Here is a 26,539-nt window from a genome sequence, read left to right as displayed (position 1 = left end):
CTCACGAGAAAGCCGTGGCCCGTGAACCTGACAGATGTCAGGTGGCGCTGCAGGGTCCGGCGCCCGGTCGGCCCGCCGGCCTCGAGAGGGGCCACATGCTGCGGTCGGACCGACTCGTGCGGCCACTCACCCGCCGTCACCACCGCGCCGTGACCGACACCGCTACCACCCGCCCGTCCGCGCACCGGGAATGCCACTGCCTTGGGGCAACGGAGCACTCAAGGCACGTCCGCCCGTTCGGCGACGGCGAGAGCCTGGCGGAGGGCCGGGACGCGTGTCTCGGGGAGGACGTCGTGCAGGGGCTCCGTCACAGCGCGGACGACTCCGCGCCGAGGCCGCTGCCCGACCCGGCGGCCGGCGGCCCGTCGGAGCGGTGGGCGAGCACAACGGTGGGCGAGCACGGCGTGCACGGCACCGGACGGGCGCGGCGGGCAGAACCGGCCCGACCGCGGCAGACGCCGACGCCGCCCCGACGGGCCGCCCCTCGCGATGCGCTCATGCACCGTTGATCACTCTTCTGCCGGGCGGAGCGTGTCCTTGCGCCCGTCCAGCCGTTACGGACAGGGCCGCGGCGCCAGGAAGCCGCCCTTCAACAGAACGCCTGGAAAGACCCATCGTGAACGCACAGACGCTGTCCTCCCCCCGCCTCGCCCGCCTGCTCAGCCAAGCACGGAGGACGGCCCTGGGGGCCTACCTGCCGGCAGGTTTCCCCGACGAGACGGCGTGCATCGACCTCCTGCACAGCTTCACCCGGCATGGCGCCGACATCCTCGAAGTCGGTGTTCCCTGCGCCTTCCCGACCCTCGACGGCCCGGTCATCGCCGCCGCCCACGAGCAAGCACTGCGCCAGGGCACGGACATGAACCGAGTCATGAACACCGTGCACCACGCCGCGGAGAGCGGTGCTCCCGTTGTCGTGATGAGCTACTGGACGTCGGTGCTGACCCACGGCGTGCTGAGGTTCGCCGCCGATGTGGCCCGGGCGGGCGCCGCAGGGGCAATGATCCCGGACCTGCCCCGCCGGCACACTGCCTCCTGGCTCGCGGCCGCCCGGAGTGCGGGGATCTGCACGCCTCAGTTCGCCCCCCGTGACGCCGACGACGACACCCTGGCGGCCGTCGCCGCGGCCGCATCCGGATGGATCTACACGCCCGCCGTCGCCGCGGCCAGCGGCTACCACGGCGCCCTCGACCTCCCGGCGATGCAACACTTCACCCGCAGGCTGCGCGCGCACGTCGACCATCCCCTCGTCGCCGGCATCGGAATCTCCACTCCCGCCCGGGCTCGGGCCGTCGCCCCGTTCGTCGACGGCATCGTCATCGGCACCCCCGTGGTCCGCCCCCTTCACCGCCGGCCCGCGCGCACCGGCCGGGCCGAGGCCGTCGCCGTCGTCCGGGAGTTCGCGCGAGCACTCGGTGACACGGCGGCCGCACCGACCCTCCGGCCCACGGCCCTGGTGTGATCCCTGGTGAGAGGACGCCCCCGGAGGCCGTGGCCCACAGGGCCGCGGCCTCCGGCGTGGCCGGGATGCCGCTCGTCCCGTGCGCCGCATCGGCGGTGCGGATCCGGTCACTCGATCCGGTCCACGAGGACCACCGCGACATCGTCCGCCAGGTCACCGCCGGTGTGGCGCACCAACGCCTGATGCAGTTCCTCCAGGAACTCCTGCGGAGTGGTGTCGGCGCCCATCTTCACCATGGTCTCCGCCAGGGGGAAGAAGTCGTTCTCGCCGTTGCGGGCTTCGGTCACCCCGTCGGTGTACAGCAGCAGACGGTCGCCGACCACGAACGGATAGCTCTCGGGCTTGCCGGGCCGGTGGGCGACAAGCTCCTCCAGACCGAGCGGTGGCAACGACGAAGCGGGCTCGAGGGCGTGCACCCTGCCCCGGTGCAGGACCAGCGGAGCCGGATGGCCCCGGTTGACCACCTGCACGACGGGTTCCTTCGGAATCTGGGCCATGACGGCGGTGACGAATCCCTCCATGCGGATCGTCTGGGAGTACGCACCGGGGACCGCCGCCTCTCGCTTCAGCCCTGCCGAACAGTGGTTCATGACCTCGGCCAGATCCTGCTCGTAGTGTGCGGTCTCCCGGAACGCGCCCAGGGCGACTCCCACAGCGCGCATGGCCGCGAGCCCCTTGCCCCGGACATCTCCCACGATCATCCGGACCCCGTACCGGGTCTGCACCGCCTCGTAGAGGTCACCGCCGATCTGCGCTTCCGACCCGGCCGCGAGGCTGAGGCTGGCTGCCCGCACGGGGCCCAGCCGCGCCGGTACGGGCCGCAGGACGACTTCCTGAGCGGCTATGGCGATGCGGCGCACCTGCTCCAATTCACTCCGTCTTCGCGTCTGCACCGCGCTGCTGGTCAGGTAACCGGCAATGGACACGAGCGTCAGCGCCAGGAAATTGGTGTACACCTGAAGCGTCGCCCACGCCTGGTTGTACGTGGCGGTCGTCACGCTGATCACGAGGGCGAGAGCCGCCGCCGCGAGTGTCCCGCGGGGGCCCAGCGACACTGCTGCCAGTGCCGGCGTCGCGGTGAGTAGGGGGCCGGTGTAGATGAAGTGGGCCGGTGTGAGCTCGATGATCAATACGGCGAGCGCGAGCACGAACGGCAGCCACTGCGCCAAGGTGAACAGTACTCGGCCGGGAACGCTTGTTCCGGGTCGGACGAGCGAGCGAGATATCGACCGCATGCGTCCAGCCTGCCCCGGCACATCGCAGGGCTCCACTCAGCGCCGACCGGGGTCGGCCCGCAGTCCCTGAGGAACGGGGTGGCGGCAGCACGGCTCCGCTCGGTGCGGTTCGATCACCGGTACGGGCCATTCCCCCTCCTCCGTGCCGGACACGACGACGACTCCTGGCCGGTGGACGCCCGACGGCGCAGGGCCACGAGACGGCCCGGACGTCCACGCGATTCAGGAGGCTTTGGCGAAACCGATCCCGATGGCGATGAACAGCCAGCCGGTCATCAGCTCCCAGCGGTGGCGGATCTTCGGGCGGGCGAGCAGCGTGCCCAGCCGCGCGGCGACGGCGACAAGGGCGAACCAGTAGACGACGCCGATCAGGATGTCCAGGATGCCGAGCAGGAAGATCTGCCGCGCCATGGAGCCGCCGCCGTGGACGAACGGCGGGAGGACGCTGAGGAAGAACAATGCAGCCTTGGGGTTGAGCACATTGGTCACAAAGCCCTGAGTGAAGCCGGAACGCCACCGGCCGCGGGCCGTCACCTGTCCCCCTGAGTCCTGCGGCCTGGCGCCCTTCCCCACCTCCACTGCGTCGTGTCCGCACCTTTGGCGTCCGCGCCGCTCCCGGGCGGCGCGCCGTGCGGCCAGGACCGCCCGGCTCCCCAAGAAGACCAGGTATGCCGCTCCCAGCAGCTTCATCGCTGCGTGGACCACCGGTGAGCGTGCGGCGACCAGCGACAGTCCCGCGGCGGCGGCCATCATGTGCACGCACAGCCCCGCCTGGGTCCCCAGCGCCGCGGCCCGCCCCTTGGCGGGATGTTCGGTGGCCGATCTGAGCACCACGAGGAAGTCCGGGCCGGGGACCACGTACGCCACCAGTACGACTCCGAGGAAGCCGACGAGGTCGACCGACATCCGCTCTTCCTTTCGTAGGTCCTGGGGCCTGCTCGCAAGCCGGGGACCTTCGCCGAAGGACCGGCCGACGCCGCGGCTGACCAATCCGTGAAAATTCTCGGTCCGGCCGCAGAAGGACGACTTCGTCGAGTACCGGGGCTCGGGCGGACCACTCACACGCGACGGTCGGTCCGGGGATCAGTGGCCTCGTCCGGGCGGACTGCGCCTCAAGCGCTCTCAGGCATGTGGCCGGCTGGTACCAAGTCAGCTTCGGACGGTGGACCTCCGGCTGCTTCTGCGGAGGCTGCCGACAGCTGGAGACCGCCTCGTTCCGCGCACCGGCCACTTGCGCGTGTTGGTCATCGGCGAGCCGTAGCCGTACGGTGAAGTGGTAGGTAGCCGCCAGGCCGGGCAGGTGGGTCCTGAACCGGATTGTCAGGCGGTGCCGCATGCGAGCGCCTCTCCGGGGGGGCCGCACTCGGCCTGATGGGGTGAGAGACTCGTCCGGGCGGAGCCCAGGCACCCCGTGTACGAGCCCGGGCCCTCCATGGCGAGTTGCCTACAGCCCGACGGCCTGTTCGGCGAGCTCCGGCTCTCCTCGTACGGGCGTGCTGGTACAGCAGGGCCGCCTGACCGAAGTCGAGCAGATGGAGCCGCTCACTGCACTCCGCGCGAGGGTCACCCGAAGTCGTACGTAACCGTCACGGTCGAGGAGCCGTTGCTCTGACCGTGGACGACTACGAGCACCTCGACCTCGCCGCCGTTGAATTCGTGCCGGTGGATGACACAGCGGAGCGGCTGGCGCTGCTGACGCTGGAAGAGGCGCAGGACCTGCTGCGGCTGCTGGTGACCATCGCGCAAGAGGAGGAGGGGCCGCTGTCGTGGGAGGCCAACCGGCTGGCGAAAGAGATCACCGCCCGCATCCCGTCGGAGAACTGACCAGCGGGTGCCCCTGCGGAAAAGCCCGCTCACTGACGATGCACGGTGTGCCGCGTGGCCGCGACAGGAGCACAGCAGCGTGAGAGACCGATCAGATGGCCCGCTCGGGACCGGACCGGGGAATCGCGCGCCTGCCCAGCAGCCGGGACGCTGGGGTATGCCGCGCAGCGCCACGCGGAGCTGCTGGAGGAACGCGGTGATGCGGAGCGCCCAGCGCGGCCTGCCGGCAAGCTGACACATCCACCGCCCTCGAACCCAACACGGTTGACCCGCTTGGTCGATGACGGGCTCCGCACTGTCGGGTGGGCAGAGCGATCGGGGCAAAATGCCACCAGGTCGACCGCGCTGTCCCCGGCCCCGGCTGCCGCCACCCCCTTGCCACGTCGACCAGCGGCTGTGCGGCGACGAGCGCGGCTCGGTGCGGGGGGTGGGCGGCTTCGCCCGTCCGGTTCGCCTGGCTGCCGGCGAGCGAGCGATGGGGTGAGGGCGGCGCATACCGGGCCGTGTCACCGCACCACCGGGCACGGACGACAGCAAGCCGTGGCCGGAGTGCGCGTGCCGCGGTGGTCACGGGCCCTGATGGCGGCCCGGTCTCTCAGCCGCCGAGGGAGACGCGGGCGGCGTCGATCTCGTCGAGCAGCTCCTCCATGCACGCGAAGCCTCGGTCGACGCTGTTCATGTCGACCCCGCACTCGGCCTGTCGGGTCCGCAGCAGCGGATGAAGGGCCACGGAGACGGGAAAGGCCAGCGGATCGAGGTGCGGCGCTTGCTCCCCGAGCAGATCCAGGCCGCTGCGGGTGCCGTTGGAGACGGAGAGCCACCCGTTGGCGTCGTGGTACGTGATCACCCCGCACTTGATCCCCTTCGTCCAGGTGGAGAACAGAGCAGCCAGGCTGGTGGCGGCTCGGACGGCGTCCCAGGCGTCCGGGGCGATCTCGTAACGCCAGATCTCTCCCTCGTGCTCCCCGGCGAGCACGAAGGTGTACAGGATCACGTCGAAGTGAAACAGCGGCAGCTGGTGCCGCCAGGGAAACGGCACACCGACGGACAGCGACAGCATGTCGAGCGCATCCCCGCCGACGGGCCACGGGAGCAGCTTCCCGCCGTTGGGCAGAAGCCGCCGCGCATGCCACCCCTGGGAGTGGAGCCAGGTCACCTGCTCGGCGACGTGCTCCACGTCGAAGAGCAGGTGAACCGGCTGCGGCGGCTGCCCATCCGAGGCGGAGCCGACCGCGGGCCAGCTGAGGCCCGCAGCCGACGCCGCCGTCCGGTAGGCCTGCACGGCGGCATGCAGCGCAGGCAGGTCATCGAGCATGGTGGTCATGCCTTCTTACGCAAGGGGCTTGGGTTCCATGCACAGGTCGGTCCCGCCCGGGTTGATCCGAAAACCGAAACTCGGCCCGTTCGCCTGGACCCACGGCTTGATCGGCAGCACGACGAACTTGTCGGTGTTCTTCACCTTGCACTTGCCGAAGAACGCCGAGAGGTCGTGGGCCTGCGGGAGCGATTCCGCGTTCGGCACCGGCTTCAGCGAGGCGACCAGCCCCGACAGGTCGACGGCCTGGTCCGTCGACCAGAACGGGAACTCGTCACAGGTCTTCGCGACGCGACCGTTGCAGACGTTCGGCTGGAACCGCGGTTCGTTGTCGTACCAGTTGCGGTCGTAGCCCGCGGACTCCGCCGCCTGGCCGCGCTCGCTGCGCCCCGGGTAGAACCACTTGGACCGGGCCGGAGGCTGCGGGTAACTTCCGTTCCCCATGGCCTCCACGATGTGGGTCCCCGTCTCCTGCATGGGCGCACGCCGGTAGTTGGTGCCACCAGGCACGTAGACGACCACGTCGTCGTCGCACGCGGCGATTCCCTGGGTGCCCCGCTGTGCGGTGCACGCCGCGTCGATGATGCGCTTGAGCCTCGCGTCCTCGCTGTCGTTCCAGGCGAAGGGAAGGTTGTCCCGGCCTGTCACCTCCTTCGTCGTCGTGATCACCTGGGCGTACGCCTTCAGGCTGTTGTACCAATCACCCTCGTCCAGGTGCCAGTCGTCGAAGGTGGTGAGGTCGTCGTCGTGGTGGATCGGGTATTCGAGGAGCCCTCCGATGGCTATCGGGGTGGGGAACAGGATCGCCCAGAGCGCACCGAGCGCGATCCCGATGACGATTCCCGCGATCGTGACGACGACGAAGGTGGCGACAGCTGATGCGGCGGTGGCGCCCACCGCTGCCTCGACGGCGACCGTGGGCGGCGCCAGCAGCAATGCGCAGGCTCCCTCCGCACACCAGGCGACGGTCTGGACCGCGACTCCTGGCACGAACTGTGCTCCACTACCTCCGGCGGTGCCGCCGCTCAACGAGTCGATGGCCGGTCCTCTGCCCGGTGGGGACACCTTTTCGAGCATGTCGGTGACGTCGTCGTCGCAGTCGAGCTTCTTGTCGTCGTTCAGAGGGAGGTTGTCCTCGATGCAGGTGGCGTCCGCAGCGGTGTAGCAGCCCGCGAAAACCTGGGTCGCTCCTGCCGGGAGCTCGACGTCGCCGCGCAGGCTCGGCGCGATGTAGAAGTCCCCGCCCTGGGCGGCGCACTGCGAGCCCTCGCTGGTCACCTGTTGTGTGACCGCCTCGGGCACGGCGGGTTCGACGGCCGCGGTGACGAACTCGCCTCCGAAGTCCCGCACCTTGGTGCCGTCCCGGCCGATCGCGTCGACGCGGAACGTATGGGAGGTGAGCGCTTCGAGGGGCTCGATCGGGTACTTGACGACGCTGTCCGCGGTACACGGGTCGGCCGAGTTGCCGACGGCGTCCTCGCAGTACTGCTTCAGCGAGAACTCCTCGTACAAAGAACCGTCGAGGAAGGAGCGGTACGTGACGTCGTAGGCCGGGTCGGGGCGCCATGTGGCCAGGGCGCCGCCCTCTCCCGTTTCGAACTCCAGTCCGACGGGCTCCGGCGGTTTCTGCGCCGTGCGGAAGGTCGCCGTGGCGGGAGTCGGCGACTTGTTGCCGGCCAGGTCGACGGCGACAACGGACACGGTGTGCTCGGTCTCCGGTGCCAACCCCGTGATGGTGTATGAGCGGGTGCCGCTGTTCAAGCGGTGCGCGGCGCCGCCGTCGACTCTGATCTCGTATCCGGCGAGACCGTAGTTGTCCGAGGCCGTGCCCCAGGTCGCCTTCGCGGAGTACGCCGTGATGTCACCGATCGTCAGCCCGGCGACGTTGCTCGGCGGGATGGTGTCGACGACCGTGATGGAGCGCAGGATCCTCGAGTGCCGCTTGGGCTCCCGCTCGGCGCGGGTGCACACCAGGTTCTCGCCCAGCTCCGGCGGACGCAGGCGCGTCTCCCACGACGAGGCCCAGTTCGAGACCCCGTCCGGTGGCGGGCCCAGAGTGAAGTCGGTCGTCACCAGCTTGCCGACCGAGACGTCGACCATCGTGGCCTGCTTGTGCAGGACGCCGCCGACATCGATCTTCCCCTCCTCGTCGACCGCGACTTCGGCGTCGTGTTCCGGCGCGTCCACCCGGACGGCGGGGTGGTTCTCCTCCCCGGGTACGGTCATGCCGGTGCATGCGGCAGGAACGAGCCTGACCGGTTCGGCTGCCGCGGCCTCGGGCGCCGGCAGGGTCAACAGCGCCACCGGGAGCGTCAATGACACGACAACTGCCGTCGTGCGTAAGCTTTTTCGGAAATATCCGCTTCGCATCGTCCCCCCTCATCGCATTAATGCCAGTGAGTGTCGCGATGGTAGAGGGAGCCCAGCGGGGTTGTCATGGCCTCAGCAATATCGAGCCCCAGCTGCCGCGCCGGAGCCGGTTCTCAGCCTCTAGCGCTGTGACCGTATAGGTTCACCGGGTTGGGGGCAGGGCCTCGCCTTCATCAAACAGGCTGAGGGACTGGAGCACTCGTGCGGGTGAGACAGCGACACGCGGGTGTCACTGGAGGTCGGGTGAGACCTGACGTCGGGAGAGTGCCAACCTGCGTCGTTGTCGGTCGATTTCTGTGACGACGACCGTGACCTCGTCGCCGACCTGAAGGATGTCCTCCGGAGTCTCCAAAGGCATCCGGGTGAGCTCTCGTAGATGGACCAGTCCCTCAACGCCGTCGGCGACCTGAACGAAGACGCCGAACGGGACCACCTTGGTGACCTGTCCGTGCAACGTCTGGCCCACCGCAGTCCCTTCAGCGAACGCCGCGAAAGGGTCTGGCTGCATCGCCTTCAAGGACAGTCTTGCCTCTCCGTTCCAGTAGTCGAACTGGAGGAACTCACATGAGACGTGCTGTCCGACCCGAACGACGTCCGAAACTGCGTCGATGTGGAGCCACGACAGTTCGGGGATGGTGATGAACCCGACGCCAGGGAAGACCGGGTGGTCAGGGCCGTCGTCGAGCGAGACGAACACGCCAAACCGCTCGATCGCCGCTACTGTCCCGGAAAGGATCTCTCCGCGGTGACGTGATTTCAGGAACGCCCACAGTTCCGGATTCTCGGTGGCGGTCATCGCCAGCCGGACCTGGCTCTTATCCAGGTCAACGGCCATCACCTCAGCGGTGATCCGCTGGCCGACCTCCACGGCCACAGCCGTATTCCAGCGCCAGGAGACGTCCGCCGGCCAGACGGTCCCCAGTGGGCACGTGGAGAACCCGTCCAGGGTCACCGCCACCCCCTGAGACCGCGTGACCTCTGCGACCGTCCCGCTGCAGAGGTCGCCAACGTGGATCCCTGCCAAGAACTCCCGGGAAGTCTGATCGTCCGGCGCTGCCCCCATGCCGTCCAGCCTCTCATGGGGAGCCGTGCGCCGGGGCCGGGAGGTGGCGTGGTCAGGCTGCCGTTTTGAGGGGACGTCCGCCCCAGCGGATGCCTTTCTCGCTGCGGATGCGGGTCGGCCCGAAGTGGGCTTCGATCGGGTTGGCCCAGGACGCGTAGGTCGGGGTGAAGCACAGTTCGACGCGGTACTTCTTCGCCCAGCGCCTGATGTCGGCGCCCTTGTGTGCGGACAGGTTGTCCAGGATCACGTAGATCGGTGCGCCGTCGGGCCGGGCGGCGCGGATCGACTTCAGCGCCGCCAGGGTATTCACGGCTCCCTTCTTGCGGCGGTTCACGCCCCACAACGTGTCGTCGCCGACCGAGTAGCAGCCGTGGAGGTACCGGACTCCATGAGTGCGGTGGTAGGTGGCCGGCAACCGGTCGGGGCGCCGTTGTTCGGCCCAGCGCGAACCTGGGGTGGGCCGGATGCCGAGCGGGCCGAACTCATCGAGCGCGAAGACCCGGTCCGGGAAGCGGTCCAGGACGTGCTCGATGCGGTCGAGCTTGGCGTCGCGCTCGGGATCGGGAGACTCCTTCCACGTCTTGGTGCGCTGGAAGGTGACGCCACGGCGGGCGAGCAGACAGCGTAAGGTCTCGCGGCCGATGCGGATGACCCGGCCGTGGACACGGGGCAGGTAGGACCAGCTGGGCGATCACCGGAACACGGTTCCCGCCAGCCGACGCCAGCAGCATCATCGCGCGCCGATAGCGCACCAAACTCGTGCTACCCCGACGCACGATCTGCTGCAGCCGCTGCCCTTCCTGGTCGGTCAGTCTGCGCACACGGACAGGCTCGGCCACCGCACCTCCAGCGGTCGGACCGGACGGCACCGCACATCCAACCGCCACGACCACCAACCCGGTGAACCTATGCGGTCACAGCACTAGCAGCGGCGGGCCAGCAGGTGGGCGTCCAGGAAGCCCGGTTTGGAGGCAGGATCGTGGAGCAGCCGTGCGAAGGTGACGAGCCCGGCCCCGGCCAGTGACTCGGCGAACCGGTCCGCAGGCCAGCTGTAGGCGGGCGTCACCTTGTGGTCGAAGCGGACGGGCTCGGGCGCTTCGGTCGCGAAGAAGGAGACCAGGATCAGCCCCCCTGGTGCCAGGACTCGTGCCTGCTCGGCGAGCAGCGCGGGCAGCTCCCCGGGAGGGGTGTGGATCATCGAGTAGTGAGCCAGCACTCCGCCGAGCGTGCCGGCCTCGACCGGCAGAGCCTCCATCCGCGCCTCGACGAACTGCAGCGCCGGACGGGCCCGCCGGGCGTGGTCGACCATGGCCGGGGAGATGTCGAGCCCGAAGGCGTCCAACCCCAGGTCGTGCAGCATGGCTGTCAGATGTCCGGGTCCGCAGCCGACGTCGGCTGCCCGCACATTGCCTGTTCCGCGCACCAGCTCGGCGAAGGTGCCGATCATGTTCCGTGAGAACGGCTGAGTCTCCAGCCGATCGGCGAACATCGACGCGTACAGCTCGACGATCCTGTCGTAGGCCGCCCTGGTCCCGTCCTGGTGCTCCGCCACGGCAAGGAAGTTACACCCACCGCTCCCACGTCGACCGACCGCTCGGCGCTGTCATGCCGACGCTCTACGGTCTCCAGCTCCAGCTGCCGATCAGTGGCGCTCCTACGGTATGGGGCCCTCGGCGGTGATCGGCAAACAACTGGGCGGTATCGCGGCGACCCGTCACGGCGGGGCCGTCGACCCGCCGACCGGGGTACGGATCGTCGTTCGCGCAGGCTCGATGCATCCCGGTGAGGGCGGCGAACGAGACGAGCGGGAGTGCGGCAGGCGCGAAGCCGACGTCCACGGCCTCCGGTACGGCGGGGGCCACCGGCACCGTCGCCTCGGCGACGATCACCAGGGGAGTCATCACCCTCGTCCTGCGCCGCAGAGCCGGGACGAGCTGTGCCAGCCCGAACCGGAAGGCCTCGTAGGCATCCGCGCAGCGGAGCTTGCCGGTCACCGAGCACAGGACGACGAGGCCGAGCAGCCCCCGGCCGCTGCCGTACACGCATGACCGTCCTCCCGCTCCTCCGAGGGTTCGATTGATTCGCCCGCTCCCGATGGCGCTCTTCCTGTCCGGGCTGGTCGGAGGTGCTGCCCGGATCCTGTCCGGACAGCATGGGGGCGGCCGGATCCCGGCCTTGCCGGTGCGAACCGGGACCGGACACGATGGGCCCATGACGGACGCGGGGGAGCCACGACTTGAACAGGTCGGTGATGCCGGTGAGTTCACCGCTGCCCTGAGGCAGCTCAAGGAGCGTTCGGGCCTGACGTATCGCCAGCTCGAGGAGCGGGCGGCCGAGAACGGAGAGGTTCTGGCGCGCAGCACCCTGGCCGATGTGCTCGGTGGCAAGACCGTGCCGCGTTCCGAGTTGGTGGCAGCGTTCGTCCGGGCCTGCGGGGACGGCGCACGGCTGCCGGAGTGGCTCCGGGCCGGGGAACGGGCCGTCAGCACCGGTAGGAGCGGGGGAGGGGCGGAGCCACCGACCGAGCATCCGCGTCGGAGACCACGGCGCCGCGGAGTCCTCGTGCTGTCGGCGGGACTGGGCATGCTGGGCCTGGCCGCCGTCGTCTGGGCCGTGGCCTCCTCCGCAGAACCGGGGGGCTCGGGCGGAGCCCGGGCAGGAGAGCCGCCGTCCTCCCAGAACCGGCCGGTCCTGCCACGGGGCCCCGTACAACTCCGTCCGGTACTGGCGGACGGCCTGTGCCTGACCGACGGGAACGTGGAGGGGTACGAGCCGCTGGTGGCGGTCCAGCGTCCGTGCGGTGATGTGGCGCCCCAGGAGACCGTGTTGGTGCCCGCGGGGGACAGTACGTATCGCGTCCAGTGGTACCACCCCGACCAGGGCAAGGGCTGTCTGAACGCGGTGACCGCCCCGTCCGGCGCCGCGCTGCTGGAGCCCTGGAACGACTGCGAGAAGACCAGCAGGTTCCGTATCGAGCCGACCGACACCGGCCGCAGCGACCGATACGTGCTGCGGGTCGTCGGCAACGGGTGCGTGGGAATCAGCGGATCGGGCACGTCGAGTGGAACGGCGGCCGTGATCCAGGCCTGTCGCAAGAGCGAGAACCAGGTCTTCGACATCAGGTCCCAACCCTGAGCCCGGCGAGGGCCGCGCGGTACGGCGCAGCGGGTTCCCGCCGGACTCGCTTGACCCGGAATCCTGCTGAAATGTCTTCAGCAGCCGCCGCCAGAAGAGTCTCCCGCCGTCATCGGCGGCCATACGCCTTTGTCGCTGAGCACGGGCCACTCGCTGCTAGACGCTCGCTGCTGGTCTTGTGGCGGACGCGGCTGCAACAGCTGTGGCCAGTGGATCGCGGGCTGGGCGCCCCAGGAGATCCACCAGGTCGGAGGCGGTGCCGCCCAGGAAGCCGTGTCGGATACCAGTGGCGATCGAGGCGAGCATGGGTGGCTGGAACGGCAGCAGCCCCGGCGCCTCCTCGAGGAGCCTGCGCCGGTACTCGGCAAGGCTGATGGTGCGGTGCGGGACGCCGAGCCGGCGGGCTACCTGACCTGCCGTGATCGGCGTGCCGACGAGGTCGTGGACGCGCCCGCTGTGCTGTTCGGGGTTCGCCGCGACGACCGCCGCGGCCTCGGCGAGATCCTCTCGTGCGACCGCGGCCAGGGCGCCGTCCCCGAACGCGGACTCCACATCAGGGCCGGACCACATCAGGAGACCGCCGAAGAGTTCGGCGTACAGGCCGTTGCGCAGGATCGTCCACGACAACCCACTCGCCCGCACCATGCGTTCGGTCGCTCGGTGCGCGAGCGCGAAAGCGAGATGGTCGCCGGCACCGGTCAGGCTCGTGTAGACGACGTGGCGGACGCCATCCCGGACCGCGGCGTCCAGGACCATCGAGTGCCGCTCGACGACCTGGTCGTCCTCGGCATAACCGGCGGAGACCAGCACCAGGGTCGACACTGCGGTGAGGTCGAGGCTCAGGCGGTCATCGAAGTCGAGACGCCGCATCCCCTCGTCCGGTGTGCGGCTGCCGCCGGTGGCAGCCGTGCCGCGGGCGCGCAGCGCCGCAAGAGTGATCGAGCCGAGATTCCCGTTCGCTCCGGTCACCAGGATCATGTGCATCGCCGTCTTCCGTGGTTCTCATCGGTAACTAGGCTTGATCCTCGACCGCAGGCCCACCGGCCACAAGGAGGCAGTTCGATGTCACCCACGCACACCGGGGTAACCACCTCTCCCGCCGACCTCGACCCGTGCGGGCGTGAGGACCATCCCGACTGCGGCATCCGCGACGTCCTGGACCGCATCGGGGACAAGTGGTCGGTGCTCGTGATCGTCGAACTCGCGAGCGGTCCGCGGCGGTTCCGGGCACTGCAGCGCGCCGTCGACGGCATCTCACAGCGCATGCTCACCCTCACCGTGCGCCGGCTCGAACGAGACGGTCTCGTGCTGCGGACCGTGTACCCGACCGTGCCGGCCCAGGTCGACTACCGTCTGACCGAGACCGGGGCCGGCCTGACCCACCTCGTCAAGGCGCTCGCCGACTGGTCCCTCGCTCACCGTGCCGTCATCGCTGAGGCGCGGCAGGCGTACGACCGGGCCCACCCTGGCCACGACATCCGGTAGCGACGACCCGAGGGTGCCTAAACGCGCAGTGGGAGGGGGAGGTGCCGCAGTCCGTACCGGGCCTGCTGGTGAGGTGCTGCGTCCGTGCCTCGGTCACGTGTGGATGGCGAGCTTGAATTCTGCGAGCACCAGGTCGCGGGCGACACTGTCGTTGTGGGAGACGAGCAGAGCGAGCGGCATGCCGACGGTGGTGAACAGGCCGTGGCTCTTGGTGAAGCACTGCATGCCGGGTGACGGCGGGCGGTGGTCGGTGGCTGTCGAGTCGTAGCCCGTGGACAGGTTCAGCGGATCGCGGACGAAGCGGTCCCGCAGCTCGGTGTAGGAGCCGTCCTCCCACTGGATCATCGCGTACAACTGGCCCCAGCCCGCGGTGGATGGCCAGATCAGGCCGGAGCGGTCGTCCGTGGCCCAGTTCGTGACGGTGTAGCCGTCCGGCTGCGCCGCTTGGTGCATGTTGTGCGCGTCGTACGACTCACCGGAGCCGAACGGGAAGCGGACGACGTGGTAGGCGCCGTCGGCGGGGATCGACTGCTGGACACTGGTCTTCAACGAGGACACATAGACGCTCAATCAGGTCTCCTGACCATCCGGCTGCACGCAGAAACACCGCTCCTCGAAGGGCTACGGGGGGCCGAACGAAGGGGGCATCTGGAAGTGGGCATGATGTGCTGTAGGTGCTGGGTGACGCGTTCGCCGGCCGCCTCATGGTTCAGTTGCCACGGGAAAGCCCCAGCTCGTTCTCTGCGGCATCGAGGTTCAGGGCCCCTCGTTCCTGGCCGGCCATCGAAGTCGTCCCGTTCATCGTAGAGTCCTGTGGGCCGCCCTTTCTGCCGAACGTCGCAAACGCTCCTGTCCCACCTCGGTACAGCCCCGCCTTGCGGCTCGACTCGGCCGGCAGCACCGCACCGGCCGGCCCGGAGCGGTGCTGCCTGTGATGTGTCGTCAGTCGGTGACCAGCAGGCCACGTCCCCGCAGTATCCGTCGCTCCAGCGGGCTGAAGAGCAGCAGGTCGATGGCGATGCCGACGAGCAGGATCAGGAGGATGGCCAGGAACACCTGGGAGATGCTGGCGTTGTTGCGCCCGTTCTCCAGCAACTGGCCGAGTCCGACGCCCAGGTCGGGTGAGGAGGCGATGATCTCGGCGGCCATCAGTGATCGCCAGGAGAATGCCCAGCCCTGCTTCAGCCCGGCGAGGTAGCCGGGGAGCGCGCCCGGCATCACGATGTGCCAGGCTGCTCGCAGGCCGGTCGCGCCCAGGGTGCGTCCGGCGCGCAGGAACAGCGGGTGGATCTGGTCGATGCCGGCGACGAGGCCGTTGGCGATGGAGGGGACCGCGCCGAGCAGGATCACGGCGTACATCATCGAGTTGTTCAGGCCCAGCCAGAGCACGGCGGGCGGCACCCACGCGACGGATGGCAGCGACTGCAGACCGGACAGGACGGGGCCGAGGGCCGCCCTGACGAAGGTGACCCGGGCGACCAGGAGGCCGAGCGGCGTACCGATGGCGAGTGCCATCACGAAACCGAGCAGGCCGCGCGAGACGGATGTCCAGATGTAGTCGAGCAGCGTGCCCTGCCGCCAGGCGTCGGCCACCTCGTCCCACACCGCGGACGGCGAGGGCAGCTTGTAGTCGGGGGCGACCTCGGCCCACACCAGCAGTTGCCAGACCACCAGCACCAGTGCGACGGCGGTGGCGGGCGGCAGGGCCTTGCGCGTCAGAGTCGCGCGCAGCGGTGTACGGGCGGCCGGCACCGAGTCCAGCGCGTCGAGCCCGGCCTCCAGCCCGGCCAGGTCTTGCGCGTCCGGCGCGTCCTGGGATTTCCCGGCTGCCGATGAGCCGTCCTTCTTGGTGTCGACGCCGGTGTCAGTGCTGGCCATGGCGGCGGATCTCCCTACGCAGTTCTTCGGTGATCTCGAGGGACAGCTCGGCGACCGCGCCGTCCTCGATGCGGCGCGGCTGCGGAATGCCGACGGTCCATTCGCGGGCGATCCGCCCCGGCCGTGAGGACAGCAGCACCACCCGCTGCGCCAGCTTCACCGCCTCCCGCACGTTGTGCGTGACGAACAGCACCGACAGACCCGTCTCGTGCCAGATGCGGGTCAGCTCGTCGTGCAGCACGTCACGGGTGATGGCGTCCAGCGCCGCGAACGGTTCGTCCATCAGCAGCAGCCGGCTGTCCTGGGCGAGCGCCCGTGCCAGTGCGACGCGCTGGCGCATACCGCCCGACAGTTCGTGCACCCGCTTGCCGTGCGCGCCCTGCAGCCGTACGAGGTCCAGCAGCCGTTCCGCCTCGGCGCGGCGCTCCGGTCTGGCGACCCCGCGCATTCTCAGCGCGAGTTCGATGTTCTTGCCCGCGGTCAGCCATGGGAACAAAGCGTGTTCCTGGAACAGCAGGGCGGGCCGGCCGTCCGTGTCGATGGATCCGGCGGACGGCCGGTCCAGACCCGCGACCAGGTTGAGCAGGGTGGATTTGCCGCAGCCGGAGGCACCCAGGAGGGTGACGAACTCGCCCGGTGCGACATCGAGCGTGATGTCGTCCAGGACGAGGTGCTGCCCGCCGGGCGTGCCCGGCGCGGGGAAGGACTTCGAGACGCGCTCGACACGTGCGGCGTGCGTCACCGGCGTGGCGTCCTGAACGGCCTTGGTGACCGTGGCGGCCATGGTCGGCACCTCCTGGGTACTGATCGGGTCGATCGGTGATTGACGATCGGTGGTTTGGCGGCTGCTCGGCTACTCGGCGCCGAGGCCGGCGTCGTCGACTTCGCCCTTGCCGTCCGCCTTGAGGACCTTGTTGAGGAGCGTGAGGTCGTAGACGCCCTTCAGGTCGGGCTTCTGCAGCAGGCCGACCTTCACCGCGTGCGCCGCCTGGGTGTTGAGGGTGGAGGCCAGCGGGTCGTCGAGGAAGGTGACGGACTTCCAGGCCGGGTCGATGACCTCGGCAGGCAGGGCCTTGCCCAACTCCTCCTTCAGCGCCGCGTTGGCGGAGGCCTTCGCCTTCTCCGGATGGGCGTTGATCCACTCGTTGGTCCTCACCGAGCCGCGCAGCACGGCCTCGACGACGTCCGGGTGTTCGTCGAGGAATGTCTGCGACACGATGATGTTCGTGATCACGAACTTCTTGTCGGGCCAGAGGGCCGACTCGTCGAGCAGCACCTTGCCGCCCTCGGCGACCAGCTTGGAGGCCGTCGGCTCAGGTACCCAGGCGCCGTCGATGGAGCCGGACTTGTAGGCGTCCGGGGTGATCTTGTTGTCCGTGCGGACGACGGAGACGTCGCCCTTGCCGCTCTGCGCGTCGACGTTCCAGCCCTTCTCCGCGATCCAGTTGAGGAACGCGACGTCCTGGGTGTTGCCGAGCTGAGGTGTCGCGATCCTCTTCCCCTTGACGTCGTCCAGGGACTTGACCTTCTTCGGGTTGACGACGAGCTTCACGCCGCCGGAGGCGGAGCCGCTGATGATGCGCAGGTTCTTCCCGCCCGACTTGGTGTAGCCGTTGATGGCGGGGGAGGGTCCGATCCAGCCGATGTCGATGGAGCCGGCGTTCAGCGCCTCGATCTCGGAGGGACCGGCGTTGAAGGTGGACGCCTTGATCGTGGTGCCACCGAGCTCCTTCTGGAGCAGCCCCTCCTGGACGCCCACCAGAGCGGTGGCGTGCGTGAGGTTGGGGAAGTAGCCGATCTTCACCTCGTCGACGGAGAGTGTCCTGGCGCCCGCCGCGACCTCGGTCTTCTTGCCGTCGTCCGTGGACTCGGAACCGTAGCCGCAGGCGGTGAGCAGGAGGGGGAGCGTGGCTGCGACGGCGAGGGTGCGCAGGGCGGTGAGCGGTCTTTCGGCAGACAACAGAGGTGTCCTCTCGGGCAAGGGGTTGATCGGAGATGCGGGAAGGCGTGAGGCGTACATGCCATGGGCATGGGCCTGCTCTCCATTCGCCGGCCGTCAGTGACGGAACGCCGCCACGGGTCCGGGAGTGGAGTGATGCGGGAATCGCAGGTCGGGCCGTCGTTGGCGGCCGAAGGGCGTCCTGTCTACGGCCTCAGGCGGGCCGACAGATGGCGCTGGACGTGCGGCCGAAGTCGATGTGGCGACGCGAGGTGAGCGGGGGAAGCGACAGGTCGGCGCGGCGGCGCGTCCTCATGACCCATCACCCCCGCGGATCCCTAGCTTTCCTACCTGGCTGATAGGGATCGTGGCAGAAGGTGGCGCCCATCCCAAGAGGGTGTTCATATGATGGACGCGGCTATCTCGCTTTGTGGGACCATTCGCTGGAATGTTCGGTCGATGGCCCAGCGGCGTGTCAGGGATTGGCCCAGGCTTTGGGGGCGTCGGCCAGTGCGGTGACGTGAGCGGGCAGTTGCGCCGAGGCGACGTCGGCGAGGGACACACCTTCGAGGATCTCGCGCACGTTGGACCGCAGTGCGATCCACAGGGGGAGCAGTGACTCGGCGGGGCCGGTGTAGGACAGCTCGGGTGGGCGGACCCCGCGTACCGAGACCAGGGGTCCCTCCACGACGCGGATGACGTCGGCGATGCTGATGGACTCGGCGGGCTTCGCCAGCCGGTAGCCGCCGTTGCCGCCGCGCTGACTGAGCACGAGACCGCCCCGGCGCATGTCGTTCAGGATGCTCTCGAGGAACTTGTGCGGGATGTCCTGGGCGTCGGCGATGGCCTCCGCCTTCATCGGCCCGCCGTCGTGTGACGCGGCGAGCTGCAGTGCGGCACGTACCGCGTAGTCCGCCCTTGCTGAGATCCGCATGCGTCCATTATCCCGTAAGGCTTCGGCCCGTATCAGCTGCGGGCGGGCCGCCGGGCGGGAGCGGATGCCCCTGCCCGGCGGCCGTGCGTGGAGAGTCCGGTGCTCAGGCCGCGGCCGGGGTGTAGTGGGCGGCGTCGTCGCCCTCGACGACGTGGCTGGGGGTGCCGTCGACACCGGCCGGCACGTCGCCCGCCACGGTCACCCGGTGCAGCAGGCGTGGCAGGTCGCCGTAGTCGTCGGGGGCGTAGTGCTGGGTGATGCGGTTGTCGAACAGGACCAGGTCACCCGGCGTCCAGAGCACCCTCACGACGTTCTGCGGTCGGCCGGCCACCAGGCGGTGCGCGTCAGCGGGCCGTACAGCAGGCCCTCGCGGTGGTGGCGCAGCAGGGCGCCGGGCCCGGCCACCACGTTGAACGGCAGATTGGTGGGCGTGATGGCCGGGCTGGGCACCCCGAGGACGCTCAGCTGCACGGGCAGCAGGAACACCGCACCCGACACCTCCACCGGCGCGGTCACCACCGCGATGACCAGGCCGACGGTCAGCCCGGCCGACCCCGTGGTCCAGGTCCCGGCGGGCCTCCGATTCGCATGTCCGGGCAGTATCGCCGCCGTGGTCCCGCTGCACCGGCCCACAGGGCTGCCGGGCACCCCGGGAGCGAGGGATCCCCGGCAGCAGGCCGGTCGGCTCCGGCATGGGTGGGACCGCGGAATCGATCTCCGGACTCGGTGTCCCGAACGTCCCCGCCTCGCGATCAGGCCGGCAGGACGAACGGGGGGTGGGCGCCGTTGAGGAAGTACTCCCCGACATCGCGGAGCCGGTGGGCGACGGGCTCGTACAGGGTGTGGGTGCGGGCATTGCGCCAGAACCGGTCGAAGCCCAGCATCGCGGAGGTGGAGCGGGCCCCGACGATGTCGAGCGCTCGGGTGGTGGACTCCTGCGCGGCCCTGGTTGCGGCAGTTTCCGCCATGGCCACGAGGGCGGAGATGTCGGCGCATTCGTCGTAGGTGAGGTCGTCACCGCGCTCGACGCCGCCTCGCACGGCTTCCAGAGCTTGATCGGTGAGTGCCGACGCGGAGCGGGTCAGGACGGTGAGTTCTCCGTAGGCGGTCTGCACCTGCGGGTCGTGCGGGGTACCGGCCGGCCAGGCGGGGTGCCGGGGTGCGTGGCCCGTCCTGCTGTACTCACGGGCTTCGGAGAGTACTCCCTCGGCCATGCCGAGAAGGAGCTGGGCGGAGAAGAGCCGCCCGACCGGAGATGCCAGGGCGGCCCGGGGCGACAGCAGGTCCTCGTCCGCGGACAGGGACCCCAGCACGTCGTCGGCGCCCACCGGGACGTCGTCGAACTCCACGCTGCCGCCGGCCGCGAGCCGCTGGCCGAAGGTGTCCGTGTCGCCGTCGATCACCACACCGCGACGGGCGGGATCCACCACGACGGCGAGCGGTTCACCCGTGTCCTCCCGCACGGCGCGCACGGCGAGACGGTCGGCGACCAGGACCCCGGTGGTGTAGCTCTGCCGGCCGTTGAGCACCAGTCCCCTGGAGGTCCTGGCCAGCATCAGAGGCGGCTCCTGACGCGCGAATCCGCCGCCCCAGCACCACCGTTCGGCTGCGGACCGCTCTTCTGTCTGCGCGGCGAGTGCGGGCCCGGCGAAGAACCGGGCGCTGTTCGACAGGAAGTAGTGACAGCCGAGCATCTGACCGATCGCGCCGTCGGCCGCGGCGATCTCCCGGACGACGGCGTAGGCCGTGGGCCAGTCCGCGCCGCCTGCCTGGGACTCGGCCGGCGTCAGGAGCGTCAGCAGTCCCGCCTCGCGCAGCCGGGACACCTCTTCGACCGGGGCCTTGCCCGCCTGCTCCCTGGCCACCACGTCCGTGGCCAGGTCGTCCGCCGCCTCGCGGGCCACGCGCAGCCAGTGCGCAGGGCCGGGACCGGCTCGGTCGGGCGGCGAGGTGAGTCGGAACGGCGCGGGGGCAGGGCCCATGGAAGCAATCTCCTCAAAGTCGTCCGCCGAGCGCGGCGTTGGAGCTCTCCTGCTGGCCGGGCACGTACGTGTAACCCACGCGCCGAACGGTGACGATGCGGTGCCGGTGAGACGCGCCCAGCTTGCGGCGCAGGCGAGCGATGTGGACATCCACGGTGCGGCCGTCGCCAATGTGGTCGTAGCCCCAGACGGCGGCCACCAGCCGACCTCGCGTCTGCACGTGGTCGGGGTGCTGAACGAGGTGCGCCAGCAGCTCGAACTCCAGGTAGGTGAGGTCCAGTTCGTGTCCGTCCACCTCGGCGACGCGCCGCGCCGGATCGACGCGGACGCCGTCGTCCGCGGTCCGCCGGTCAGCCGAACCCGTGGTGGTGACCGGTCGGACCTCGGGCCGTGGTCCGTCCTTGGCGAAGAGCTGGGTGGGATCGGTGCCCTCGGGGACGAGCACGAGGTAGCCGACGAGCGCCGCGGACGTGGGTCCGTGGGTGTCTCCATGAGCGGTAGCGCCCACCAGGCGAAGGTGGGGCGCGTCGGGGAGGAGCGGGTGGTGTGGAGCGGCCTGTGCCGGACGTGCTGTGGTCATGGCGGATGTCCCTCAGAGGTGTGTGGGGCCATCAGGCGCGGTGGATGAACGCGACCGAACGCCTGGGAAGGTGGAGTCGAGCGGCACGGAGCGAAGCTGTGAGCCGCGTGCTCTACGCGCGACGGCAGGCGGCACTGACGACGTGACCAAAGTCGACATGCCGACGACGAACGAGTCGTTGCTGCTTGCGGGACATGTTCGTCATCCTGCGCACCCTGGGTCAGCGCAGTCAAGGCTTCCCTAGTAATCCCGTAGGGAAAATAGGGAATGTCTCACGCTGTGAGCGGCGGGCCGTCCACCGGAGACGTGAAGGCGGCGGCCCGGCTGTCGGTCAGGACGCCGAGGGCGATGAAGCAGCCCCCGCTCTCTTCCCGCCGAACGCCCGAGTGCGACCCCGATGGCTCCAACCACGCGGCGCCAGCGTGCGGTTGACACCTCCACGCGTCGCGTGCTTGCAGCGGCTCCTGCCCGCCGCCCTGCTGCACGCAGACTTCAGCCATCCGGCGATCGTCGAGGCCACCACCCTGTTCGAGCGCGCGGACGGGATCGTGGTCGGTACCCCCGTCTGCAAGGCCGCCTACTCCGGGCTGCTGAAGTCTTTGCTGGACCTGCTCCCGCAGTACGCACTGGCGGGGAAGACCGAGCGGCACGCGCGCCGCCGGCTGACGCGTCGGGAACCGGAACGGCCGTCCGCGTCCGGGCTGCGCACCGTGACGTTACCCGGGGAGGCGGCACGCGGCCTGCAGAAATGCCGATCTTCCCCCCTCCACCTCCCCGCTCCATACCGAGGCCGGCCATGCCCTCACCAGGCAGGACACGGCCTCAGAGGCACCCCGGGCGACCGCCGGCCGCGACGCACGGCAGACCCGTACCCGCTGCACCGGCGCACCCGGCACCCGTCGCCTGTGACCTCCAACTCCTGTGTTATGCGGGGCGTTTGATGGCAGCATGGTCACAGGCACACTCGACCGGACGGGGTGGTTTCATGCTGGCTGAGTCCTTGGCGGCGGTCGCGGCCGCCGGTTCGACGGCGTTGGTGGGGGCCATGGCGACCGACGCCTGGCAGGTGACGCGGGAGAGCGCGGCGCGGCTCTTCCGGCGTGAGACGGAGCGGGCGGAGCCCCGGCCGGAGCTGGTGGTTCAGCTGGACGCGGACGCCGCGCTCGTGGCGCAGGCCGAGGACACCGAATCCGCCCGGCGAGGCATCGTGCCGGGCTGGCGGCTGCGCCTGGAGGAGTTCCTGCGCGCCGACCCCGAGGCCGCCGACGGCTTGCGGGAGCTGACCGAGCGGACACTCGCCGCGCTGCCACGGACCGAGCAGCACTGGGTGCAGCATGTCAACGCCCGTGACCGGTCCCAGGTGTTCGCCGCCCAGGGCGGAAACGTCATCGTCCACCGGGAGGCGGGCGACCCCGAGTGACGGACCGCACCGAGCAGTACGTCACGGCCACAGCAGGCTTCGCCTACGGCGTGGTCGGCGCCGACCTCCACGTCTTCGGCGACGGCACCCCGCTCTACGTGATGGAGAACTGGCGTCCGCCCGCCGAACCCGACGCGGCCTGGCTGTCCGAACAGCCGAGCCGCATGCTCAACGCGCGCCTCGCGGTGGTCGGCTTCACCGGCAGGGAACGGGAGCTTGCCGCGTTGCGGGACTGGTGCGCGTCACGGCCGGCCCGCGCCGCCCGCTGGCTCCACGCACCCGGAGGACAGGGGAAGACCCGCCTGGCCGAGGAGCTGGCACGCGACCGGGCCGCGGCCGGCTGGAAGGTGGTCATCGCGACCGAGGGCCCCGGCGGTGTCCTGCCGCCCCCCGGCAGCCAGGACCTCCGTACGGCAGGCTCCGCAGGCCTGCTCCTCCTGGTCGACTACGCCGACCGCTGGCCCCTCGCCTCGCTCACCTGGCTGTTCAGCAACGCCCTGCTGCACCGGACCGACATCCCCGTACGCGTACTGCTGCTGGGACGGACCGCGGACATCTGGCCCGCCCTGCGGGCCTCGTTGGCCAACGACCAGGTCTCGGCATCGTCCCAGGCCCTGCCTCCACTGGACGCCGACGGGCCCGACGCCCGCACCACGATGTTCCGGGCCGCCCGCAACGCCTTCGCCGACCGGTACGGCATCGATCCGCCCTCAACGCGCGTCGACCTGACGGACGAGGCGTTCGCCCTCACCCTGGCCGTGCACATGGCGGCGCTGGTGGCGGTGGACGCGGACGCCTGTGGCTGTGCCCCAGCCCAAGACCCGGGCACCATCAGCCTCGAAGGGCTCACCGTCTACCTCCTCGACCGTGAGCAGCTCAACTGGGCCCGCATGCACACCGGCAGGAGACACGGGCGCATCGGCACGCCGCCGACGGTGATGAACCGCGCCGTGTACACCGCGTCGCTGATCGGGACCCAGCCGGTCGCCGAGGGGACCATGCTCGTGGACGCCCTGGAGTTCGGGCATCCCACCGCCGATGTGCTCGCCGACCATGCGGTGTGCTACCCGCCACCCCACGCCGTGGCGGGGAAGTCCGTACTCGAACCGCTCTACCCGGACCGCCTGGCCGAGGACTTCCTCGCCCTCACCCTGCCGGGCCACACCGCCGACTACCCCGCGCAGCCATGGGCCTCCGGCATGGCCACCGAGGCGGTGCGCCGGGTCCGGCGGCCCGGCCGGGCGCTGACCACGCTCGCCGCCGCTGCAGCCCGGTGGCCGCACGTCGGGCGCGATGTGCTGTACCCGCTGATCCGCGCCGACCCCGCCCGCGCGGTGGCCGCCGGCAACGCCTTCCTCATGGCGCTGGCCCAGCTCCCCGATGCCGCCCCGGAACTGCTGCTGACGGTCACGGCCCACATCCCCGACCCTGTGCCCGACGACCTGGTCACCGGCCGGGCCCTGCTCCGCGTACGGCTGCTGGAGCACCGGCTCGCGCTGGCCGGTGAGGACCGCGCCGAGCGGGCCCGCATCCTCGTCAACCACGGCAGCGACCTCAAGTCGCTGGGCCGCGACGAGGAGGCCGCCGAGGCGGGACGGCAGGCCGTGGACATCTTCGACGACCTGGCCGCCGCCGACCCGGACGCCTACGAGGCGGACGTCGCCCGGTCCCTGAACAACCACGCCCACCACCTCTTCGACCTGGGCCGGGCCGACGAGGCGCTCGCGGCGCAGCAGCGGGTGGTGGCAGCCTTTCGCCGCCTCGCGGACGCCGACCCCGAGCAGTACGGCCTCGACGTGGCCACCGCCCTCGCCAACCACGCCCTGCAGCTGGAATCCGCCCACCGCTGGGAGGAGGCACACCGGGCGAGTCAGGAGGCGATCGCTCGCTACCGCGACCGGATGCGCACCGACCCGCGGGCCAGAGCCGGTCTGGCGACCGCCCTGACGAATGCGTCGGCGCTGACTCTGCGGGGCGCCGGTACCGGGGACGCGGGAGAGGCCGCGCGGACCACCGCGGAAGCGGTCGCCCTGTGGCGGGAGCTGGCGGCCGGCGATCCGGGCCACCACCGGGCCTTCCTCGCCGTCGCGCTGATCAACCTGGTGCGCGAACTCGCCGCCGCGGGTCGGTCGCACGAGGCCGTTGCCGCCGCGGAGGAGAGCGTCGAGCTCTACCGCCTGCTGGCTGGTGCCGATCCGCACGCCCAGGAGGAGGGCCTGGCGACCGCGCTCGGGCTGCTGCGCGACGCCCTCGTCTCCGCGGGCCGCGCGGCGCAGGCGGTCACGGCCGGAGCGGAGTGCGTCACCGTCTTCCGGCGCCTGGCCGCCCGGGCACCCGACCGCTACGAACGCCGCCTGACGGGCGCGCTGCACCGCCAGAACGACGCCCTGCGCGCGGCCGGCCTGCCGCCAGACCCCGAAGCCGACCGGCGCTCCCCTGAGGTCTCACTCCGGAACGCGACGTACCGGCCCGCCGTCACGGTCTCCGTGTACGGGTGGGACCCGACACGGGTGCCCGGCCGACTGCCCCCGCCGGAGCGACCGGCCGTGGTGGGCCGGCAGCTGGCGAGCGCCGGGGACTGGACCGGTTACTGGCAGCTGATCCGCTCGGTGCCGCTCGTGGACGCCGCCGAGCTGGCGGTGCACATCCCTCTGCACCAGTGGCGTCCGTCCGCGGAGGCCGATCTCGAAGTGCTGGAGGGGCTCAGGGACATCGACCCCCGCCGGGCGGCCCGGCTGGTCGAGCGGCTGGCCGAGGCCGCGACGCTACAGGTGCCCGAGGAGTTCACCCTCCACAACGGGGACTACGCCGCCTTCGCGCACGGCCGCGCGGCCCTCGCGGTGGCCACGATCGAGCCGGACATGAGCGAGGTGGTTCGGGTCCTCGACCTGGAGAGCGGTCGGCAGACCACACTGGCCGGCGGCACGGCGGCGCTGACGTCGATCGCCTGCCTCGGCGCCGACCAGGCGATCGGGGCCCGCCGACGGGACGGGCCACTCACCGGGTTCGAGCTCGTCCGGCTGGACGGACCGCGCACCCGGGTACTGGCCTCCGGCGCAGCGGTGGGCGGAGCGAGCCTCGCCGCCACCGCTTCCGGTTTCGTGGCCGGTCTGCGGCTGGCGCCGGCCGCGCTCGTCGCGACCAGCGAGGACGACCTGCGTCAGTGGGACCTCGCGCAGTGGGGACTCGCCCGCGGAGACCTGCTGGCCGTCAACCCCGCCGGGGACCGGCTGGTCATGTCCGACAGGCACCGGTTGGTCACGGTCGACCATGGGTTGGAAAGGGCCTTGGGCGTGGCCGCCGTCCCGGAAGACTTCGGTGACATCCGCGACATGGTGTTCTGCGGACCCGACCGGCTCCTGACCTCCGGAGACGGGGGCGGCCTGCTGGTCTGGGACCTGCGTGGCCACCGGCCGTCCGTGACGGCCGCCCATCGAGGGCCCGCGCTCAGGGACCTGTTCGCCCTGCCGGCCTGGGGAGCCGTCGGCGGCCTGGACCAGCGTGAGCACCGGCTCCATTTCCACGACCCGCACACCCTGCGGCCCGTTCCGCCCCCGGTGCCACTCCGCGCCGTCGCGGAGCACCTCGACTTCGTCATGTCCTCGGCGGACGGCCGGTACGTCGCCTACGGCGGACAGCTGGGCCTCGCCGACGGACCCCGCAGGCGCACCGTCGGTCGGCACACCCTGGTGCACGATTTCGACCATCCCGGAGCCGTGCTGCAGCGTCCCCTGACCGGGCTGAGCAGGACGGCCCTCACGGGCCTGCTGACCACGTGGAGCGAGGACGCCGAGGCACGGGACGTGCTGGACGTGGCCTGCCTGATGGCCGCCCTGCCGTCCCCATGGTCCTGAGCCACGGGGCACCACGGCGTTCACGGCCGCCTCCCCGACCTCCCCGGCCCGTCGCCGGCCACC

22 protein-coding genes and 3 pseudogenes are annotated in these 26,539 nt (G+C 70.5%); 7 read left to right on the top strand and 18 right to left on the bottom strand.

The window, feature by feature from the left end; translation table 11 throughout:
* Positions 1-616: 616 nt before the first annotated feature.
* The gene (gene trpA, locus ACFYOV_RS18590) at positions 617-1,462 is read left to right on the top strand and encodes a tryptophan synthase subunit alpha (RefSeq protein ID WP_389089012.1); all 846 of its coding nucleotides are present in this window, start codon (positions 617-619) and stop codon (positions 1,460-1,462) included.
* A gap of 107 nt (positions 1,463-1,569) precedes the next feature.
* Here trpA and ACFYOV_RS18585 read toward each other — a convergent pair whose 3' ends face one another.
* Both ACFYOV_RS18585 and ACFYOV_RS18580 read right to left on the bottom strand, forming a co-directional pair.
* Entirely contained in the window at positions 1,570-2,631 is a 1,062-nt protein-coding gene (locus ACFYOV_RS18585) for a PP2C family protein-serine/threonine phosphatase (RefSeq protein WP_389089010.1), read from the bottom strand.
* A 288-nt stretch (positions 2,632-2,919) separates the two neighbouring features.
* Positions 2,920-3,603, bottom strand: coding sequence for a LysE family translocator (locus tag ACFYOV_RS18580; RefSeq protein ID WP_389089009.1), 684 nt, complete (start codon positions 3,601-3,603; stop codon positions 2,920-2,922).
* Positions 3,604-4,311: 708 nt separating this feature from the next.
* Here ACFYOV_RS18580 and ACFYOV_RS18575 point away from each other — a divergent pair.
* Positions 4,312-4,521 carry a DUF6417 family protein gene (locus ACFYOV_RS18575; protein WP_389089007.1) on the top strand — a complete coding sequence of 70 codons (210 nt, stop codon included), beginning with the start codon at positions 4,312-4,314 and terminating at the stop codon, positions 4,519-4,521.
* A 595-nt stretch (positions 4,522-5,116) separates the two neighbouring features.
* On the opposite strand, the gene ACFYOV_RS18570 is transcribed toward ACFYOV_RS18575, so the two are convergent.
* The 6 genes and pseudogenes from ACFYOV_RS18570 to ACFYOV_RS18545 form a co-directional block, all read right to left on the bottom strand.
* Entirely contained in the window at positions 5,117-5,845 is a 729-nt protein-coding gene (locus ACFYOV_RS18570; protein WP_389089006.1) for a hypothetical protein, read from the bottom strand.
* 6 nt (positions 5,846-5,851) lie between these two features.
* Positions 5,852-8,062, bottom strand: coding sequence for a fibronectin type III domain-containing protein (locus ACFYOV_RS18565; protein WP_389089004.1), 2,211 nt, complete (start codon positions 8,060-8,062; stop codon positions 5,852-5,854).
* 373 nt (positions 8,063-8,435) lie between these two features.
* Positions 8,436-9,269 carry a S1 RNA-binding domain-containing protein gene (locus tag ACFYOV_RS18560; protein WP_389089003.1) on the bottom strand — a complete coding sequence of 278 codons (834 nt, stop codon included), beginning with the start codon at positions 9,267-9,269 and terminating at the stop codon, positions 8,436-8,438.
* A 52-nt stretch (positions 9,270-9,321) separates the two neighbouring features.
* A pseudogene (locus ACFYOV_RS18555) lies at positions 9,322-10,108 on the bottom strand (IS630 family transposase).
* Positions 10,109-10,191: 83 nt separating this feature from the next.
* Positions 10,192-10,821, bottom strand: coding sequence for a class I SAM-dependent methyltransferase (locus ACFYOV_RS18550; RefSeq protein ID WP_389089001.1), 630 nt, complete (start codon positions 10,819-10,821; stop codon positions 10,192-10,194).
* Positions 10,822-10,885: 64 nt separating this feature from the next.
* Positions 10,886-11,311 carry a hypothetical protein gene (locus tag ACFYOV_RS18545; protein WP_389089000.1) on the bottom strand — a complete coding sequence of 142 codons (426 nt, stop codon included), beginning with the start codon at positions 11,309-11,311 and terminating at the stop codon, positions 10,886-10,888.
* A gap of 169 nt (positions 11,312-11,480) precedes the next feature.
* Here ACFYOV_RS18545 and ACFYOV_RS18540 point away from each other — a divergent pair, with 169 nt between their 5' ends.
* Positions 11,481-12,404 (top strand): helix-turn-helix domain-containing protein, encoded by a 924-nt coding sequence (locus ACFYOV_RS18540; protein ID WP_389088999.1) that lies wholly within the window; start codon positions 11,481-11,483, stop codon positions 12,402-12,404.
* A 156-nt stretch (positions 12,405-12,560) separates the two neighbouring features.
* Here ACFYOV_RS18540 and ACFYOV_RS18535 read toward each other — a convergent pair whose 3' ends face one another.
* A complete protein-coding gene (locus ACFYOV_RS18535; protein WP_389089237.1) occupies positions 12,561-13,382 on the bottom strand; it encodes an NAD(P)H-binding protein in 822 nt (273 codons plus the stop codon).
* A gap of 84 nt (positions 13,383-13,466) precedes the next feature.
* On the opposite strand from ACFYOV_RS18535, the gene ACFYOV_RS18530 reads away from it, so the two are divergent.
* Positions 13,467-13,889 (top strand): winged helix-turn-helix transcriptional regulator, encoded by a 423-nt coding sequence (locus tag ACFYOV_RS18530; RefSeq protein ID WP_389088997.1) that lies wholly within the window; start codon positions 13,467-13,469, stop codon positions 13,887-13,889.
* Between the two features lie 93 nt (positions 13,890-13,982).
* Here the strand turns inward: ACFYOV_RS18530 and ACFYOV_RS18525 are convergent, their stop codons facing one another.
* The 9 genes and pseudogenes from ACFYOV_RS18525 to ACFYOV_RS18485 all read right to left on the bottom strand — a co-directional run bounded on the left by ACFYOV_RS18525 (position 13,983) and on the right by ACFYOV_RS18485 (position 21,202).
* Positions 13,983-14,459 carry a hypothetical protein gene (locus ACFYOV_RS18525; protein ID WP_389088996.1) on the bottom strand — a complete coding sequence of 159 codons (477 nt, stop codon included), beginning with the start codon at positions 14,457-14,459 and terminating at the stop codon, positions 13,983-13,985.
* Between the two features lie 372 nt (positions 14,460-14,831).
* On the bottom strand, positions 14,832-15,767 hold the full coding sequence (locus ACFYOV_RS18520; protein ID WP_389088994.1) for an ABC transporter permease: 936 nt from the start codon (positions 15,765-15,767) through the stop codon (positions 14,832-14,834).
* A complete protein-coding gene (locus ACFYOV_RS18515) occupies positions 15,754-16,551 on the bottom strand; it encodes an ABC transporter ATP-binding protein (protein WP_389088993.1) in 798 nt (265 codons plus the stop codon). The genes ACFYOV_RS18520 and ACFYOV_RS18515 overlap by 14 nt, the downstream gene beginning before the upstream one ends.
* 69 nt (positions 16,552-16,620) lie before the next feature.
* Positions 16,621-17,727, bottom strand: a complete 1,107-nt coding sequence (locus tag ACFYOV_RS18510; protein ID WP_389088991.1) for an ABC transporter substrate-binding protein — start codon at positions 17,725-17,727, stop codon at positions 16,621-16,623.
* Between the two features lie 454 nt (positions 17,728-18,181).
* Positions 18,182-18,640 carry an RrF2 family transcriptional regulator gene (locus ACFYOV_RS18505; protein ID WP_389088990.1) on the bottom strand — a complete coding sequence of 153 codons (459 nt, stop codon included), beginning with the start codon at positions 18,638-18,640 and terminating at the stop codon, positions 18,182-18,184.
* A gap of 103 nt (positions 18,641-18,743) precedes the next feature.
* Positions 18,744-18,941 carry a TauD/TfdA dioxygenase family protein gene (locus tag ACFYOV_RS18500; RefSeq protein ID WP_389088989.1) on the bottom strand — a complete coding sequence of 66 codons (198 nt, stop codon included), beginning with the start codon at positions 18,939-18,941 and terminating at the stop codon, positions 18,744-18,746.
* Between the two features lie 38 nt (positions 18,942-18,979).
* Positions 18,980-19,240, bottom strand: a pseudogene (locus ACFYOV_RS18495) (hypothetical protein); the annotation flags it as partial.
* Positions 19,241-19,392: 152 nt separating this feature from the next.
* Entirely contained in the window at positions 19,393-20,622 is a 1,230-nt protein-coding gene (locus tag ACFYOV_RS18490) for an acyl-CoA dehydrogenase family protein (RefSeq protein ID WP_389088988.1), read from the bottom strand.
* Between the two features lie 13 nt (positions 20,623-20,635).
* Positions 20,636-21,202, bottom strand: coding sequence for a winged helix-turn-helix domain-containing protein (locus tag ACFYOV_RS18485; RefSeq protein ID WP_389088986.1), 567 nt, complete (start codon positions 21,200-21,202; stop codon positions 20,636-20,638).
* A gap of 386 nt (positions 21,203-21,588) precedes the next feature.
* Between ACFYOV_RS18485 and ACFYOV_RS18480 the strand changes: the two are divergent.
* From ACFYOV_RS18480 to ACFYOV_RS18470, 3 genes and pseudogenes are all read left to right on the top strand, one after another.
* Positions 21,589-21,843 (top strand): annotated as a pseudogene (locus ACFYOV_RS18480) (NAD(P)H-dependent oxidoreductase); the annotation flags it as partial.
* Between the two features lie 344 nt (positions 21,844-22,187).
* Positions 22,188-22,622, top strand: coding sequence for a hypothetical protein (locus tag ACFYOV_RS18475; RefSeq protein WP_389088985.1), 435 nt, complete (start codon positions 22,188-22,190; stop codon positions 22,620-22,622).
* On the top strand, positions 22,619-26,476 hold the full coding sequence (locus ACFYOV_RS18470) for a hypothetical protein (protein WP_389088984.1): 3,858 nt from the start codon (positions 22,619-22,621) through the stop codon (positions 26,474-26,476). Before ACFYOV_RS18475 ends, ACFYOV_RS18470 begins: the two co-directional genes overlap by 4 nt.
* Positions 26,477-26,539 lie beyond the last annotated feature (63 nt).

The organism is Streptomyces sp. NPDC005931 (genome assembly GCF_042871235.1).
Taxonomy (GTDB): Bacteria; Actinomycetota; Actinomycetes; order Streptomycetales; family Streptomycetaceae; genus Streptomyces.
This window is presented reverse-complemented; position numbering and strand designations above follow the sequence as displayed.

Coding starts and splice junctions, on each gene's coding strand:
- ACFYOV_RS18580 (WP_389089009.1), bottom strand. CDS start 3,603: ATGTCGGTCGACCTCGTCGGCTTCCTCGGAGTCGTACTGGTGGCGTAC.
- ACFYOV_RS18570 (WP_389089006.1), bottom strand. CDS start 5,845: ATGACCACCATGCTCGATGACCTGCCTGCGCTGCATGCCGCCGTGCAG.
- ACFYOV_RS18565 (WP_389089004.1), bottom strand. CDS start 8,062: ATGACCGTACCCGGGGAGGAGAACCACCCCGCCGTCCGGGTGGACGCG.
- ACFYOV_RS18560 (WP_389089003.1), bottom strand. CDS start 9,269: ATGGGGGCAGCGCCGGACGATCAGACTTCCCGGGAGTTCTTGGCAGGG.
- ACFYOV_RS18540 (WP_389088999.1), top strand. CDS start 11,481: ATGACGGACGCGGGGGAGCCACGACTTGAACAGGTCGGTGATGCCGGT.
- ACFYOV_RS18535 (WP_389089237.1), bottom strand. CDS start 13,382: ATGATCCTGGTGACCGGAGCGAACGGGAATCTCGGCTCGATCACTCTT.
- ACFYOV_RS18530 (WP_389088997.1), top strand. CDS start 13,467: ATGTCACCCACGCACACCGGGGTAACCACCTCTCCCGCCGACCTCGAC.
- ACFYOV_RS18520 (WP_389088994.1), bottom strand. CDS start 15,767: ATGGCCAGCACTGACACCGGCGTCGACACCAAGAAGGACGGCTCATCG.
- ACFYOV_RS18515 (WP_389088993.1), bottom strand. CDS start 16,551: ATGGCCGCCACGGTCACCAAGGCCGTTCAGGACGCCACGCCGGTGACG.
- ACFYOV_RS18505 (WP_389088990.1), bottom strand. CDS start 18,640: ATGCGGATCTCAGCAAGGGCGGACTACGCGGTACGTGCCGCACTGCAG.
- ACFYOV_RS18490 (WP_389088988.1), bottom strand. CDS start 20,622: ATGGGCCCTGCCCCCGCGCCGTTCCGACTCACCTCGCCGCCCGACCGA.
- ACFYOV_RS18485 (WP_389088986.1), bottom strand. CDS start 21,202: ATGACCACAGCACGTCCGGCACAGGCCGCTCCACACCACCCGCTCCTC.
- ACFYOV_RS18475 (WP_389088985.1), top strand. CDS start 22,188: ATGCTGGCTGAGTCCTTGGCGGCGGTCGCGGCCGCCGGTTCGACGGCG.